Origin of the sequence: Nannocystis punicea (assembly GCF_026965555.1) — a bacterium.
GTDB classification, from domain to species: Bacteria; Myxococcota_A; Polyangia; order Nannocystales; family Nannocystaceae; genus Nannocystis; species Nannocystis punicea.
This window is the reverse complement of sequence record NZ_CP114040.1, coordinates 3,415,948-3,431,555: the sequence shown is the minus strand read 5'-3', so window position 1 is coordinate 3,431,555 and position 15,608 is coordinate 3,415,948. Positions and strand designations below refer to the sequence as shown.

14 protein-coding genes are annotated in these 15,608 nt (G+C 70.8%); 8 read left to right on the top strand and 6 right to left on the bottom strand.

Going from position 1 to position 15,608, the window contains the following annotated elements; genetic code table 11:
* The first annotated feature begins 205 nt into the window (after positions 1-205).
* Positions 206-1,270 carry a hypothetical protein gene (locus O0S08_RS13140; RefSeq protein WP_269039450.1) on the top strand — a complete coding sequence of 355 codons (1,065 nt, stop codon included), beginning with the start codon at positions 206-208 and terminating at the stop codon, positions 1,268-1,270.
* A 299-nt stretch (positions 1,271-1,569) separates the two neighbouring features.
* Here O0S08_RS13140 and O0S08_RS13135 read toward each other — a convergent pair whose 3' ends face one another.
* The 3 genes from O0S08_RS13135 to O0S08_RS13125 form a co-directional block, all read right to left on the bottom strand.
* Positions 1,570-2,889, bottom strand: coding sequence for a radical SAM/SPASM domain-containing protein (locus tag O0S08_RS13135; RefSeq protein WP_269039449.1), 1,320 nt, complete (start codon positions 2,887-2,889; stop codon positions 1,570-1,572).
* Entirely contained in the window at positions 2,886-3,164 is a 279-nt protein-coding gene (locus tag O0S08_RS13130) for a hypothetical protein (protein ID WP_269039448.1), read from the bottom strand. Before O0S08_RS13130 ends, O0S08_RS13135 begins: the two co-directional genes overlap by 4 nt.
* Positions 3,165-3,277: 113 nt before the next feature.
* Positions 3,278-3,850, bottom strand: coding sequence for a hypothetical protein (locus O0S08_RS13125; protein ID WP_269039447.1), 573 nt, complete (start codon positions 3,848-3,850; stop codon positions 3,278-3,280).
* A 162-nt stretch (positions 3,851-4,012) separates the two neighbouring features.
* Between O0S08_RS13125 and O0S08_RS13120 the strand changes: the two genes are divergently transcribed.
* Both O0S08_RS13120 and O0S08_RS13115 read left to right on the top strand, forming a co-directional pair.
* Positions 4,013-4,303, top strand: coding sequence for a tetratricopeptide repeat protein (locus O0S08_RS13120; RefSeq protein WP_269039446.1), 291 nt, complete (start codon positions 4,013-4,015; stop codon positions 4,301-4,303).
* 369 nt (positions 4,304-4,672) lie between these two features.
* Positions 4,673-6,259 (top strand): hypothetical protein, encoded by a 1,587-nt coding sequence (locus O0S08_RS13115; protein ID WP_269039445.1) that lies wholly within the window; start codon positions 4,673-4,675, stop codon positions 6,257-6,259.
* Positions 6,260-6,729: 470 nt separating this feature from the next.
* On the opposite strand, the gene O0S08_RS13110 is transcribed toward O0S08_RS13115, so the two are convergent.
* Positions 6,730-7,863, bottom strand: coding sequence for a hypothetical protein (locus O0S08_RS13110; RefSeq protein ID WP_269039444.1), 1,134 nt, complete (start codon positions 7,861-7,863; stop codon positions 6,730-6,732).
* A 619-nt stretch (positions 7,864-8,482) separates the two neighbouring features.
* On the opposite strand from O0S08_RS13110, the gene O0S08_RS13105 reads away from it, so the two are divergent.
* From O0S08_RS13105 to O0S08_RS13095, 4 genes are all read left to right on the top strand, one after another.
* Positions 8,483-9,697 carry a hypothetical protein gene (locus O0S08_RS13105; RefSeq protein ID WP_269039443.1) on the top strand — a complete coding sequence of 405 codons (1,215 nt, stop codon included), beginning with the start codon at positions 8,483-8,485 and terminating at the stop codon, positions 9,695-9,697.
* A gap of 211 nt (positions 9,698-9,908) precedes the next feature.
* Positions 9,909-10,241 (top strand): hypothetical protein, encoded by a 333-nt coding sequence (locus O0S08_RS13100; protein ID WP_269039442.1) that lies wholly within the window; start codon positions 9,909-9,911, stop codon positions 10,239-10,241.
* Between the two features lie 1,429 nt (positions 10,242-11,670).
* Positions 11,671-12,111 (top strand): IS5 family transposase, encoded by a 441-nt coding sequence (locus O0S08_RS51275; protein WP_371879537.1) that lies wholly within the window; start codon positions 11,671-11,673, stop codon positions 12,109-12,111.
* Entirely contained in the window at positions 12,062-12,550 is a 489-nt protein-coding gene (locus O0S08_RS13095) for an IS5 family transposase (protein ID WP_371879602.1), read from the top strand. The genes O0S08_RS51275 and O0S08_RS13095 overlap by 50 nt, the downstream gene beginning before the upstream one ends.
* Positions 12,551-12,825: 275 nt before the next feature.
* On the opposite strand, the gene O0S08_RS51270 is transcribed toward O0S08_RS13095, so the two are convergent.
* A complete protein-coding gene (locus O0S08_RS51270) occupies positions 12,826-13,272 on the bottom strand; it encodes an integrase core domain-containing protein (protein ID WP_371879536.1) in 447 nt (148 codons plus the stop codon).
* A 41-nt stretch (positions 13,273-13,313) separates the two neighbouring features.
* On the opposite strand from O0S08_RS51270, the gene O0S08_RS13085 reads away from it, so the two are divergent.
* Positions 13,314-13,835, top strand: coding sequence for a hypothetical protein (locus O0S08_RS13085; protein WP_269039439.1), 522 nt, complete (start codon positions 13,314-13,316; stop codon positions 13,833-13,835).
* 425 nt (positions 13,836-14,260) lie between these two features.
* Here O0S08_RS13085 and O0S08_RS13080 read toward each other — a convergent pair whose 3' ends face one another.
* Positions 14,261-15,295 carry a hypothetical protein gene (locus O0S08_RS13080; RefSeq protein ID WP_269039438.1) on the bottom strand — a complete coding sequence of 345 codons (1,035 nt, stop codon included), beginning with the start codon at positions 15,293-15,295 and terminating at the stop codon, positions 14,261-14,263.
* Positions 15,296-15,608: the final 313 nt, after the last annotated feature.

Sequence of the window (15,608 nt, the reverse complement as noted above, 5' to 3'; positions counted from 1 at the left end):
CTGCGCACTTTGAGGCGTCGAGGATCGGCTCGAGCGGCCCGCCCCTGGACAATGCCCCTGCTTCATGGCGACCTCCGCTCTCGCCGCACGCCGTCTCGTGCCCCTGCATTCCGGGGTGTCCCCCAGCGCCCCCGAGCTTCTTCCTGAGGCGCGGATGGCGAACTCTTGGACGCCTCGTATGGCGATATGGTAGTTTCGCCGGGTTATGAAGCTTTGCGACGCCTGTCACCGCCATGTCCGCCCGAGCGAGGGCGCGTGCCCGTTCTGCGGCCGTTCGCTGCGCACCACCGGGGCCGCGCGCCTCGGGGCGGTCGTCCTGCTCGGCGCGCTCGAGGCGGCGTGCAGCGGCCGGCCGGTCGAGGAGACCGGCAGCGACACCGCGACCCCGAGCACGGGCACGAGCACGAGCAGCGGCGGCGACACGACGACCACCTCGCCGACCTCCTCGAGCACGCAGGGAACCACGTCGACCGCGAGCACCGCGACCACGGACGGCCCGGCGACCACGCAGGCGAGCAGCACCGGCGAGCTGTCGAGCACCGGCGACATCGACACCAGCGACACCGGCTGCAGCTTCTACGGCGGCTGCCCGGCCGACTTCGCCAACCCGATCGAGTGCAGCACCTTCGAGCAGGACTGTCCCGAAGGACAGAAGTGCGCGCCGAAGCAGAGCGAGGGCGACGTCTTCGACGCGACCGAGTGCGTACCGGTCGCGCGCGAGCCGGACCAGCCCGGCCAGCCGTGCACGGTCGAGGGCTCGTTCGGCAGCGGCCTCGACTCGTGCGCCGTCGGCAGCGTGTGCTGGGACGTCGACGGGCAGACCCTCCAGGGCACCTGCATCGCCCAGTGCGACGGCACCCCCGACTTCCCCGAGTGCCCTGCCGCCGCCACCTGCGTCCAGTTCGGGGACACCGCGCACGTGTGCGTGCCCACCTGCGACCCCCTGGCCCCCGCCTGCGCGCCCGGCGAGGTGTGCGTCTCCAACCCCTTCGACACGTCCCAGTTCGCCTGCGTCGTCGACGTCTCGGAAGACGGCGGCGCCGAGTTCGAGCCGTGCGAGTTCCTCAACGCCTGCGACCTCGGCCTCGCCTGCCTGGACCCAGGCAATGCCACGGAGTGCGACGCGCAGGCGCCCGGCTGCTGCCTGAGCTACTGCGACCTGACCGCGCCGATGTGCAACGGCGCCGGCGTCGAGTGCATCGCCTGGTTCGATCAGGGCCAGGCGCCCTCCGGCCTCGACGACGTCGGCGTGTGCATCCTGCCGCCGTGAACATGTCCCAGAGGACATGTCGCACGCGCGGCCCGCCTGCTCTTCACGACATGTCCTCAAGAACATGCACGTTCGGCCGCAAAGTCGTTCGCCCCCGGGAGTCGCCAGGCCGCCTCCGGCCCTCGAAGGCGATCGGCGTGTGCATCCCGCCGCCGTGAATGGGATGACACGTCCCCAGGGACATGTCTGACATGGGACCCACCCGCGGCTTCAAAAATGTCCCCAAGGACAGGTGTTCAGCAATCACATGTTCCGAAGGACAGCTCGCCCTGCGCGACAGGTGCCGAAGGACCGCTCGCTCACGTGATCGGCACGCCCGGGCCGAACGGCTGCACCTCGCGCCCCACGCGGGGGTCGTCGATCCCCACCGGTCCACGCGCCGCCTGCTCCGGGTCGACGGACTCACGGACCACGCGATAGAGCCCGTGATCGAACGGCACCCCCGGGGCCGGCGCGACCGGCTCGATGCGCTCGCGCAGCCCGGCGCGCGCCAGCTCGAGCGCGCGGTGATGACAGTACGGGTTGTTGCCCGGGCGCCCGAGCAGCGGCTCGCTGGTGGCCGAGCAGCCGCCCATACACACATCATTATAATAGCAATCGCGGCAGTAGCCCCACAGATCGTCGACGGTGCGGGCGCGGGTGAACTGCAGCTCGGGCGCGTGCTCCCAGATCTCCCGCAGCGGCCGCTCGCGGACGTTGCCTGCCACGTTGGCCGGGCCGCCGAGGCTGGGGCAGCCCTTGATCGTCCCGTCGGCCTCGATCCCCAGCGCGTGGCGGCCGGCGATGCAGCCCTTGTAGTGCCCGCCGGCCTTCTGCCGCCCGCGCAGCTCCGCCTCGAGCGGCCCGAAGTAGCCGAGGTTGTTGGCCGGGAACAGCCGCAGCCCGTGCGGCGCGCCGCGGGCGATCAGGCGCTCGATCACCGCGAACACCTCGACCATCATGAATGGTTGCAGCAGGATCTCCGGGTGGTCGGCCGCGTTGCCGAACGGCGCAGTGATCTGCAATTGCCAGCCGCCGATCTTCTCGGCCACGAGCCGCTCCTGCAGCGCCTCGAGCGTGGGCAGCGTGAGGCGGTTGATCTGCGTGTTGACGGCCCGTCCGACCCCCGCCGCGCGCAGGCGGGCCAGCGCCGCGAACGCCCGCTCGAAGCTGCCCGGCACCCCGCGCAGAGCGTCGTGGGCCGCCTGCGTGCCGTCGATCGACACGCTGACGCTGCGGATCCCCGCCTCCGCCAGCGCCGCCACCCGCTCCTCGCCGAGGTTGAGCCCGCCGGTGGTCATGGTGCAGTCCATGCCGGCGCTGCGGATCGCCCGGGCGATCAGGATGAAGTCGTCGCGCAGGTAGGCCTCGCCGCCGATCAGCGTGATCTCGCCGATCCCGAGCGCGCGCAGGTCTGCGACCAGGGCCAGCGCCTCGGCGGTGGTCAGCTCGCCGTGTCGCGCCGCGCCGGCCCGCGAACCACAATGAATGCACTTCTGATCGCACTTCAGCGTCAGCTCCCACACCGCGTAGCGCGGCCTGGGCGCCTCGCCGGCGACCCGCGTCAGCGCACGGCGATCGTCGGGCCGCGGCAGCGAGGCCACCACCGGCAAGCGGCGGCGATTGTCCCGCAGGCTCACGGTCCCAGCGTACCACGCCCCGGTGGCTTGCCGTCGGGGTCGGGCGGGCCGCCGTCGTCGACGTGCTCGGGCCGCTGCTCTCGCTTGGCGACGATCACGTGCTGCGTCGACGGCGACAGCATCTGCTGCAGCTCGGCCAGGGCGTTGCCGGCCCCCGAGCCCGAGGGCTTGCGGACCCGATAATAAATGTACCCGCCGCGCTCGAGCGCCAGGAGCAGCCGGTCGAGCGCGAACAGGCCGACCAACACAGCCAGGACGGTGAGCGGCCACGGCACGACGACAGTCTACCGCCCGCGGCGCGCCGACCTGACGTGGGCCGGTGCCACGCGGCGCGGGAGACGTTCGCGCCGCCTGCACCTCGGCGACGCGGGTCACTGGGGCGCGCGCGTCACTTGCCCTGCGAGTCCGAGACGAACTTGGCGGCCGCCTTGCCGACGTTGCGGCCGGCCATCTCCATGCGCTGATGATCGGACGGCGTGGTGAGGCTGGCGCCGACCATCGACTTGGTGTCGATCACGTCGGTGACCTTGCCGTCCTTCTGCCACGAGAAGCGGGCCTCGAGCTTCGACGGCACGCTGTACACCGGGGTGAAGATGCCGGTCGTCACGTGGATATAGGCGACCACCAGGTCGGGCGCGGCGTCGGCGGCCGCGGGCGTGGCGTTGATCCCCCGATCGCGCAGACCCTCGAGGATCGCCGCGTCGGTCTCCTGCTTGATCTTGGCGAAGTCGGCCTTCTCCTCGTCGTTCTTTTCGGCCAGGTATTCGGCCTCGCTGGCCTTGTCGAGCACGGTGACCTTCGACCAGTCGAAGCCGACGGTCAGGTTCGTCACGCCCTTGAGCGCCGACGGCGGCCCCGACTGCTGCACGACCGCGTACGGCTTGCAGGCGGTGGCGGCGAGCGGAGCGGCGACGATGGCGAACGCGAAGGCGAGGCGACGGAACAGGCGGAACTTCGTCATGAGCGCGGAGGATATCCCGTACGGGGCGCCCGCGGCGCACTCATCCGTGGCGCGCCCTACGCACACGCATCCCTCCGGCATGCGCGGCGACGACAAACCATGTCGCGACCACGCCGTCCGCCAGTGACCGGACGGAATGCACGATCGCGCTAGCTCTTCTTCGTGACCGCGCCTTCCCTCCAGATGCTCCACCCCTTCGACCACGGAGCTGCCCTCGCGCATTACGAGCAGTCGATCGCGCGGATCGAAGCTCGCTTCGGCGCCTCGCACCCCTCCCTCGCCGGGCTCCACAGCAGCGCCGCCGGCGAGCTGTGCCAGCTCGGCCGCTACGCCGCCGCGATCACCCGCGCCGAGCAAGCCATCGCCCTGTCGAACCTCGCCGGCAACTTCGACGAGATCTTCGACGAGGCCCAGCGCGTCCTGGCGCGCGCCCGCGCCCGCGTGTTCCCGTAGCCCTGCAGTCAGTCCCGCGGGCGTATTCCCGAAGCTCCGTTCGCTACCAACGTGGCAAGTTGCTCGCGTCCCCGCGGGCTCGCACCGTCGCCGGGGCCTCGTGGACTCACAGCCCTCGCCACGTGCGTCGCGCGCTCGTGGGCTGATGGCCCGCGCCGCTTCGTCGGCTCGCTCGCGCCTCGTGGTGGACCCCCGCGCCCCCGGCTCGCCGCCCACGTCGGCTCGCGCGCTCGCATCTCGCAGTGCGCCTCGGACCCTCGCGCCCTCGGCTCGCCGTTGCATTTGCGCGCACCGACTCGCACCGCCGCGATCGCGCCGCGCGGAGACATGCATTGTCGCGGGCCCTGCGGCTTGGGTAGCGTGCGTGCGATGCAGCCCTCGATCTCCAATGCGCCGCGCCTCCACTTCCTCGTCGCCGGGCCGCTGTCGCCGCGACCGAGCGGACGGCGCGGGCGGATCTTGCTGGCCGAGCTGGCCGAGCGCCTGACGCAGTCGTCGCTCGCGGTCGACGTCGACGTCGGCCCGGCTCTGGGCGCCGCCGGTGAGCTCAAGGTCAAGGCCAAGTTCTCCCGCTTCCGCGACTTCTCGGGAGCCGAGGTCGTGCAGCAGAGCCTGGGCGAGCTGCACCGCCTGCGCGAGCGGCTGCTCGCCCCCAGCGGCCGCCCGCGCAGCGACGAGCTGCTGGCGACGGTCGCCCGGATCGCCGGCCGCGGCCCGCTGCACGCCGAGATCGCCGCCTGCTTCGCCCCGCCGCCCGAGAAGCCCGCCGACGCGGGCGGCGGCGACCTCGTCGAGGAGCTCCTGGCGCGCGGCTCGACCGCGCCGAAGAGCGCCGCCAGCTCGGCGATCGACGCGGTCGTCCGCGGCACCGTCCAGAGCACCCCGGCCGGCGCCGCCGCCGAGCCGTCGCGGGCCGCCCACGCCTCGCTGTCGGCCGCCCTCGCGCGAGCCGCCGCCGCCGTGCTCGCCGACCCCACGCTGCGGGCCGCGGAGCTGCGCTGGCGGGCCTTGCGGCTGTTCTTGGGGCAATGCCCGCGCGACCAGGATCTCGACGTCGAGCTGCTCGACGTCGACGCCGCCGGCCTGCCCGCGGCCCTGGCCGCGCTCGGCGAGCTCGACCCGCTGGCGCGTCCCGACGCGGTGTTCCTGCTCGACCCGCTCAAGAGCCTGGCCGAGGCCGCCGCTCTGGCCGAGGTCGCGGCTGACCTGCACGCCCCCGTGTGCGCCGAGCTGGCCCCCGCCGCCGTCGGCCTCACCGACGCGGCCGCCCTCGCGGACGCCCGCGACCTCGGCGAGGAGTTCGCCGCGCTGCGCGACGACCCGGCCAGCCGCTGGCTCACCCTCGCGGTCAACGGCCCGGTGCTGGCCGCCGAAGCCACCCCGGCCGGCGAGCGCGTCGTCGCCGGCGGCGCGGCCCTGGCCGTGGCGGCGCTGCTGGCCACCAGCCTGCGCCTCGGCGGCACCTTCGCCCAGCTCGGCCGCGACGCCGACCTGCGCGCCCCGGCCACCAGGTCTTTCCGACATGGCCAGGAGGACATCCCGATCGGCACCGCCGAGCCCTGCTCCGCCGAGACCCAGCTGGCCCTGGCGCGCCGCGGCCTGACCGCCGTCGGCGGCCCGCAGCAGAGCGACCTCTTGACCCTCGCCGCCTGCCCGACCGTCCACCGCAGCGAGGACACGACCAGCCTCGCCGGCCAGCTGCTGGTCGGTCGCACCGTCCGCTTCGCGCTGTGGGTGCGCGACCGCGTGCCCGCCGGCGCCAGCGCCGAGCAGGCCGCCGACGCCGTGAGCCGGGCCGCAGCCCTGGTGCTGCTCCCCGGCACGCCCATCCGCCCGCGCTTCGGCGCCGCCCTCACCCAGGGCGAAGCGGGCCCGGAGCTCAAGATCGGCGCCTCCTACCCGGCCGCCCTCACCGGCGCCCCGGTCGCCCTGTCGTTCGCGCTCCCGCTCTCGTAGCCCGGGTAGCGGGCGATCCACCCGCGCCACCGCCCGCTCGTCGGGCGCCAGCCATGAAGCTGAACGGACCGTTGCGGGCGGCCACCCGCGGCCCCGCATCGCCGTTCTCGCTGCCCTGCGCAGGCATTCACCCCCCGCCACCGCCCGCCCCGCGCTCTCGCGGTGACTCGCGCCGGACCAGGCGACCGCGGCGATTCGCCCGCCCCGCGCTCTCGCGGTGACTCGCGCCGCACCGGGCGGCCGCGGCGATTCGCCCGCCCCGCGCTCTCGCGGTGACTCGCGCCGCAGCGGGCGGCCGCGGCGATTCGCCCGCCCGTCGATCGACTCGCGGGCGCGGGCTCCGCCCTGCTCGATCTCGCCGCGGCGGACCTGCTCCTTCGCCGCATGTCCCTCCAGACATGCTCGAAGGGGCATGCCCGGAAGAACATGCCCCTTCGTACATGCCCTTTCGGGCAACTGCCCGAGCGCGCTCAGTCGGTCCCGAGCATGCGGAGGATCGTCTTCATCCTGGGCGCGACGTGGTTCTCGTACTCGAGCACCGCCTCGACCAGGATCGAGTACTGGTCCATCACCAGCGCCTGGCCGGCGTCGCACAGCTGCTCGCGGCGCCAGGCCTCGGTGTGGACGGTCTCGGTGATCGAGCCGTCGACCAGGTGGCCGCAGGCGGCCATCAGGTTCTCGGCGACGATGCGGTGGTCGCCGGCGACGTGGCTGGGGTCGAAGATGATGGGCAGGATGGTCTGCTTGCGGGCATGGGTGCAGGCGTTGAGGTCGGGCTGGTTGCGGCAGTAGCCGCCCTTCGTGTAGAGCGTCTTCATCCCGCGCTCGCACAGGACGATGTCGAGGTTGCCCTGGTTGGCGATGTACTCGGCGGAGTAGAACCACTCCTCGGCCTCGTTGCCGAACCCGCGCTTGAGGATGACCGGCTTGCCGAAGCGGCCCACGGACTCGAGCAGGTCGAAGTTCTGGGCGTTGCGGGTGCCGATCTGCAGCATGTCGGCGTGGGCGCCGATCTGCTCGACCAGGTTGTGGTCCATCACCTCGGTGACGTACGGCAGGCCGGTCTCCTCGCGGGCCGCGTCCATGATGGCGATGCCCTTCATGCCGAGGCCGCGCCAGTCGGTCGGCCGGGTGCGCGGCTTGAACGCGCCGCCGCGCAGCATCACGCGGTCGAGGATGCCGAACTTCTCGCCGACCTCGCGGGCCATCCGCGCCGTCGCCAGCGTCTGCTCGAGCGTCTGCGGCGAGTCCGGGCCGCACACGAAGATGTGCTTGCCGTTGCCGCCGCCGAACCGGCGCGCCTTGCCGTCGAGGCCCTTGACCTCGACCACGCGCCGCTCGCGGTGCAGGGCCTTGCCCTCGTTGCCGCGCACGACCCGGGCGATGTTCTTGTAGCCGCCGGTCGGCTGCCACGCCGCGCGCACCCCGGGCAGGCCGAGGATGTAGCTCTCGCGGCTGGCGAACTCGCGGCTGTCGCCGATGATGTGGACGGTGTCGTAGACCCCCGTGCCCTCGCTCAGTTCGACACGATTGCCGAAGCGCACCGCGAGGTCGCGGATCTGATCGAGGGTTGCCTGTCTGCCGCGTTCGAGCTCGATGATCATGGGCCCGAAAAGCGTCGCTCCATCGCCGTCCCGGCGCAAGCTCGCCGGTCGCGCCCGGGCAAACGTCCGCGCGCGACCCCGCGAGCCGGAGATCGTCGGAGCCGCGCCCGGCGGTTCACGCGGCGCAGAGCCCGGCCGGCGCGAGCCGCGGGATGCCGCACACGCCGACGTTCTCGTACCCCGGCGACGCCTGACCCATCTCGTACCACTCCGGGGGTTCCGCGCACAGGCGGCGCGTCCCTCTCGGGGATCGTCATGCCGTGCCCGCGAACGTCGACCCCGCTCGGCTGTCTCTCGGGACAGCCGCCGAAGGCGCCCGACGTGCTCGCCAGGGCCGGCAGCGTTTCCCTGCGCCATCAGCGTCGCCGTGGGAGGTCCAGGCTCGACGGCCGCCGACGGCGTGGGTTGCCAGCGTCGACGCGACGAAGTCTCTTGCGCCTGTCGCGAGAGTCCGAAACGAGCCGCTCACCGGGGCCATTCTCGTCGAGCGGGTCGTAACAGGACGCGCACCCAGTAGTGGTTCGCATGCGGCCCGCCTGGCGACGCGTGCGGACCTTCGCCAGGCGCCCGACCTCGGCGATCTCGAGGCGGCACGTCCGCCCGTGATACAAGCTCGTCGATGTCGGGCGCGACGACCGGTCGCCGGAGATTCCCGGGGAGCGCGGCGGGCCTGGTGCTCGCGCTCTCCCTCGCGTGCGTCCGCGGCGGCGGGCTCGAGGTCCCGCGAGCGCCGCCGGCGGTCGCGGTCCCGCTCGACGGAGCGCCGTGCGGCGACGAGATCGCGGTGCGACCGCTCGATGTCGACGTCACCTGGCGCAGCAAGTCGCTGCGCGACCGTCCGACCTTCGTCTGGACCGCCGAGGGTGCCATGCTCGTGCTGTCCGACGACTCCGGGGCGTGGGTCCGCATCGAGCTCGACGCACCGTCGGCCGTGATTCGCCGCGGGACCCCGCCCTTGCCGGTCCACTACGGCCTCGACCTCGCGCCCGGAGAGCGCTGGATCTACGCGACGACCGTGGCGAACGACAGCGACGACGACATCGCCCTCGGCGATCTCCACGCGCCAGGGCTGCTGGCCCGCGTCGATCCGCACCCGCTGCACGACAAGGAGCCGGTGCTCGTCGCGCGGCCCGAGGGCGGCTGGGCGGTCGCCTGGATCCGCGCAGGCGTTCACGGAGCGATGGAGCTCCGGTTCGCGCTCGTGAAAAGTGATGGTGCCGTCGATCGGGTCGACGTGGTCGACTCGGCGCCGCTCATCCGCGGCGTCCGCCTCGAGCGCATGCCCGACGGCTACGCGCTCGTGTATGTGCACGCGGCTGCGCCGGCGTCGGCGCGGCAGGTGGTGCTCCGGCTGCTCGATCGCAACGGCGCGTCGGGGCCTCTGCGCACCCTCGCCGACGGCGAGGTCGACGAGCCGCGGGTGGCACGCGGGTCGGACGGGCTCGGCGTGGTGTTCGTGCGCGGCGCGGCGCAGCTCATGTTCGTGGCCGTCGGCTTCGACGGGGCGCCGCGCAGCGAGGCGCGTCAAGCCCTCGGCGAGCGCGGTCCGCTCCCGCGAGCCCGGCCGACCGCGCTCCTGCACCACCGTGGTCGCTTCTGGCTCGGCGCCGAGGTGTCGCACTGCGCCCGTCACCGCTGCGTCGCGCCGGCGCAGGCGCTCGTGATCCCGCTGGCGGCCGACGGTCGCCCCGGGCGCGCCGTGGAAGTGGCGCGCTCGTACGACTTCGCCGAGGAGCTCGTCCTCGGCCGCTCACACGCCGGGGTCTACGCGGCCTGGGCGGAGGGTCGCGCGCGCAGGCGGCTCCGCGTCGCGGAGCTGCGCTGCGTGCAATAGAGTCCATGCCGTCACTGGTGAGAGGCGCATCATTCCCGGGACCGTGGGAGGTCCGGGGCCCGCCTCGAGCAGGCAGCACTGGGCTTACTGCGGCATGCCGCAGACGCCGACGTTCTCGAATCCACCAGCGAGCCCGGGACAGGTGGCTGCAAAGTTGTCCGGCCCCAGGGCCGTCCGGTGACGGCCGGGCGTCACTCGGGTAGGGTGCCATATGCATCACAGCATCACCGTCGTGGCCCTGCTCGGGCTGATCATGGGCGCCGCTTGCGGCAAGAAGAGCGCGACCACCGAGGAGTGCGTGAAGGCTGCCGACGCCTACGTCGCCGCCGCCGACAAGCGCAGCCCTGAAGCCGGCAAGCACGTCACCGCGGCGCTCAACCTGTGCCCGATGGCCTGCGCCGACGGCAAGGGCGACGCGGAGGCATGCAAGGCCGACGACCGCGTCACCGAGGCCCTCTGCGAGCTCGAGGGCAAGGCCGCCTGCGAGCGCATGTGCAACGAGGACAAGAACGCGGCCGCGTGTGCCAAGGCCAAGACCCTGTAGACCGCAAACCCGAGTGGTGCGGGCCCACCGGCGTGCAGGTGGCGCATGCGGGCAGCGCGGCGCAGCTGAACGACGTCGAGGACCGGCCCGAGACCTCCTGGCAGATGCTGGCGCATCAGCTCAGCCCGCTACGGGCGGCCCGCATGCGAGCCGCGGTGGAGGTCAGGACGAGGACGAGGCGACGGCGCATCGTCCTGAGGATGCACCCAAAAAGCGCCTTCACGTTCAAGCGCACCCAAGCGTCGTTTGTACTTGCCTCGGATGTCGGGCTCATGCTGCATGATCGGCCGGTGGACGCCCGCAATCTCCGCTCTCCGTCCGTGGAGCTGCTCTACTTCCCCGGCTGCCCGCACGTTCCGGCTGCCCGCGCACAGCTTGCACAAGCCCTCGAACGCGCCGGTCTTGCTGCGACATGGGTGGAACACGACGTGAGCTCCGATGCCGTCCCGGCCCACGCTCGCGGGTACGGGTCGCCGACTATCCTCGTCGACGGCCAGGACGTCGCCGGCGGCTCGCCTGCAGACGGATCCTCGTGCCGACTCTACCCGGAGAGCGAGGTCCCGGGAGCACCAGCGCTGCGCGTCATTCTTGCCGCGCTAGGGTCACTTGGCCCACGCCATCAAATCCCGCCTCGCTGAGCTCGACGCGTGCGCGCTCGCTGAGCTCGACGCCTAGCCAGTTGCCCGCGAGCTCGCCCGCGGCGACGGGGCCAGAACGGGTCGCCGTGCCACCACACCTGCCAGCCATGAAACTCGCCCCCGTCGCCCCACTGCGGGCCGGAGCCCAGGTAGCGCACGCGTATTGCCTTGCCCGGCGCGGCGCCGGCCGCGGCTGTTCTCAGCAACATGTCTTAATGGTCAGTACGGTACGCGCGGCGGCGGGCTCTGCACGGTCGGGCTGGAGGTCGCGGGGGCCTTGGCGGCCGGGCAGGTTGAGCGCCTGAGGAGCGGCTCGCACGCCGGCCGCCCGTGGCCCTCACGGAGACACTGCTGGTAACTCCGCTCGGGGCCGCAGGCGGCGAGCGGGGCGTTGACGTGTTTGATCTCGATCCTGGTCGGAAGTTCTCGAACCCCGCCCGCGCCGTGCGGATGACGACGCCGCCTGCGACCACTACGACGCGCGTCTCGGGCGTTGACGCGGCGGCGGTGCTGGGCTCCTCTTGTTCTTCGTGTCCACGGTACGCGACCGGTGACCTTCGCGCGCGGATGGGTCGTCGCGGCCCGACCCGGCCGCCGGTCGGTGGCCGATCTGCCCTACTGCCATTTCGGAAATCGCGCATAAGAACCTCGGTTGGAAAAGTGCCTTCGATAAGGGAGCGGGATCGAGGATCAATGGCTGGGGAGTTCGTGCCGCTTGTCTAGGCCATGTCCGAAATCCCGAAAACGCCAGTTTCTTGGAGACATCGGGATTTCTTGATCTGGTCGGGGACATGACGCCCCGCGTTCCCCGCCACCAGCTCACGGACGACCAGTGGAACCTGATCGCGGACCTGTTTCCGACTCGCAACTGCAAGACGGGACGGCGCGCGAGAGATCGCCGGACGATCCTGAACGCCATCTTTTGGGTGCTCCGCACAGGAGCGCCGTGGCGTGATCTTCCGATCGAGTTCGGTCCATGGTCGACTGCGTGGGACTTCTTCAACAAGTGGAACCAAGACAGGACGTTCGACGAGGTGCTGCGACGACTCCGCAGCTGCGTGGTTTCGCATGACGACCCCCCCGCCGAGCTCTGGTGCATCGACGGCACGTCTATCCGCGCGGCTCGCTGCAGCAGCGGCGGGGGGAAAATCGACGGACCCAGAAGAACCGAAGGATCACGCTCTGGGGCGCTCCCGGGGTGGCTGGGGCACGAAGATCCACATCCTGTGTGACGCACACGGACACCCCCTCCACTTCCATCTCAGCGCCGGCCAGATCCACGACCAGACGATGGTCGACACCTTGCTTTGCGGCGCCGATGAGACTCTGCACGACGAGCACGGGACACCGATGGCTTGGCCCGTCGCGCTCGCCGGCGACAAGGGTTACCGAGCGAACTGGGTCGACCAGTACCTGTTGGAGCTCGGCATCAAGCCCATAATCCCGAGTAAGGAGAACGAGGACCGCTCCCTTCGGCCTGTCGCATTCGACAAGGCCGCGTACCGGCGTCGAAGCATCATCGAGTGCCTCATCGGCTGGCTCAAGGAGTCACGCCGGATCGCTACCCGGTTCGAGAAGAAAGCCATCAACTTCGGGGCGATGGTTAAACTAGCGTTTATCCACCGCTACCTGCGTCTGTCTGCTTCATGCGCGATTTCGGACATAGCCTAGAGCAGTATTCGTACCAGTGCATCCGAGGGATAGAGTGTGAAGCGTAGCGAAGCCCGCAGGCGACTTTATTGCGAAGCTCCCACCCGAAGTTCACAAACGCTATCGTGACGTGCGCGAGGCGTTGCAGGAGAAGGTGTGCGGATACATAAATGCCAACACCAACTGTGACGAGAAAACCAATGGCATTGCGCGGCAGGGCAGTACGGAAGACGGTGGCAAAGAGATGAAAGTCGACCTCGCAATTCCAGGCCGAGGTGCGAGTCGATCCCTTCGTGTCATCCTGGCGGTGTACTGTGCGAACCGCCAAGCGCTACTTCTTCAGGTCTACTGGCATCAAGATGCGCCAGGCGCCACGTAGCGGCGTTGGCGTGCGCCGTCCAGGCGTCGAGCCCGACCTGCAGGAACGTAACCGTCCGGCGAGCTGCGTCGTGATATCGAAGTTGGCGAGCAAGTTCTCGGCGTTGACGGCGGAGCTCTCGGGCTGCCTCGAGTTTGCGGTCGCGCTCGGCGAAGATGGCGGTCTCGCGGCTGGCGAGCTTGTCGCCGGGCGCGATGTAGCCGAGGGAGCTGTGAAGGCGGCGGGCGTTGTAGTGCTCGACGAAGTCGGAGGTGACGCGGCGAGCCTCGTCCCGCGATCGTCGTCCACAAAGTACGGTCGCAGGACGGCCGCGGGCAGGTCCGGGCCGCGCGGCTTTCTTGCGCAGCGTGCAATTCCGCGCCACATCTCGTGCGGAAAGTCTCTTTGACAATACGATGCACGCATGTGCATTTATCCACCATGCAATCAACAGTGCCCGCGATACTCGCCGCGTCTCTATTACTCGGAAATGGCTGGTGCCTCTTTGGCCCGAAGACGATGACGAAGGTGCCGGCCTCCATGACGGCCTCCGAACAGTTTGACGCGCTACTCCCCGAAGTCTGGGACAACGTCCGCAAGAAGCGTCCGGAATACGAGCAGCTGTGGATGGCGAGCGCCGACGACTCCTGGAAGTTGAAGCGTCACGAGATTTCCGGCGCGGTGCTGCAGCGTTCGGCGTGGTTCGGCGTGCTCGAGCGTGACCGCGCCGAGGGTTTTTGTTTCTTCTCGCTGTTCCAGGCGATCGAGGAGCATGTCGCCAACGGTCAATATACCCCGATGCGGGTCGACAACTTCCGCGACCCGGACTCCAGCGGCTATACCCGCTCGCACGCCGACTGCAAGCTGGCGACCCAGGAGTCCTACGGCTATCGCGGCCCCTCCGGCGCCGAGGCGCCCCCGGCCCCCGCGCCCGCAGAGACGCCCTGACCGGACGACGCCATCCTGGTCGCCCGCAAGTACCTGTAGGCGATATCGACATGCCAGTGCCGGTGCGGGCGATCGGGCTGGAAGGCGCGGCCTGCTCCATCGTCGCAGCGCCCTTCCTGTCAGAACTTGCCGCGTAGCAGGACACCGACCCCGTGCGCGCCGCCGTGGGGCACGACCTCGGCCTTCTGGCGGACGCGCCCACGCTCACCGGCGACCACGAGACCCGCGCCCAGGGCAGCGACGACACCGCGCTCACCCCGAGGCCCACAGGCGCACCGAACACGCGGTGGTCGACCTCGAGGACGTGGTCGCCGTCTCGAGCGGCTGCGTGCGTTGATCCGAGACCGCGACGACCATGTCGCTGGACGAGCCCCGCGCGCTCGAGCAGCACCCGAGCCGCCGACCCACATCGAGAGCCCCGCGCGTCACGAGCCTTGCGAACGGCAGCGCAGCTTCACATAGCGATTCGGCGCGAAGTCGGAGACGTAGGTGTCGACGAGCAGCACATGGATCGTGCCGCCGGGACCGATCTCGACCTGCGGGCGGAAGTGACGGCGCAGGCGGACCGAGTGGACGACCCTCGGCTCGGCCTGCGACCCCTCGAGCACCCACACCATCAGCGTCCCCCGCCCTCGGCGCGGATTCGGATAGTGGATATAGGGCTCGCCGTGTGGGTGTTCTCTCTGGGTCGCCGGCCCGCGGGGCCGCCAACCGACACCCACGATGACACTTCGCCCATCGCGGGTCGCCACCGCGAACGAGTCATAGGAAGCAGCGCGCGAGACCTCCGCGGGCCACTGCACATCGGGCGTCGGCCTCGTCGACCGGACCTCGTCAGGTGTCGGTGCCTCATCGAGGTCGACGACCTCGGCGAGCTGCCCCGCCGTTAAGCGGTAGAGGCGGATCGGCGCCTCGCCCCCGGGAGAGCTCGGTGTGCTCCTCCCCATGGTGGTCACGAGCCATGCACCGTCGCGGTCCTGCCGCTGCGTCAGCACGAACTCGCCCTCGCGGATCGTATGGATCACTCGCCACGGTGGGCCGACCCACAGTCGCGTCACGAGCGACCGCGGCACCGGCGACGGGTCCGCCTCGGTGAATTGCACATACCAGCGCGAGCCGTCGTGGGCGAAGATATCCGGGTTTGCCGGCCAGTCGGATGGTACTGGATCGTGCTCGACGATCCATCGTCGTCCCGCGAGCCATGCGTGGTGAAGCTCGCGATGCGACCGCCCCATTGTGGTGAACTGCCACCACTGGCTGCTCCACGTCACGTGGGGAACGTCGCGCGCGTCGATCCACAGCCGGGTGGTCTGGCTCCGGCCCTCCGCTCTCCCGCGCCGGGTCGGAATCACGCGGTCGACCTCGACCGCGAGCTCGGGACATGCACTGCCCCGGCGGGCGTCCGCGGGTATCGACGCGCAGCCGCAGAGCCCGACGAGCATCATCACGCGGAACATCAAGGTCGCCCCTCTCCGGCCTCCTGCGCGCGGTCTACCACGAGGACAGCCGGCCTGGAACGCTTCTTCCGGCCTCGATGTGAACCGCGGGTCGCGTTGCCACGGCCTGGCCGGTCGCCGGGGCGGGCCTTTCGCCGGGGCAGACTCCCTGGCGGCCGCCGTCTCGCCCGAGCTCAACGGGCGCGAGGGCTGTAACGCCGGCTTTCTCCGGCCCGACGCGCTCTTGGTGTTCGTGTTCATCATGGACTTTGAGGACACTGAATCCTGGCTGAGCCCGAAGAAGGTCCGCGAGTACAGCGGCCCCAAAGTTCTCCAG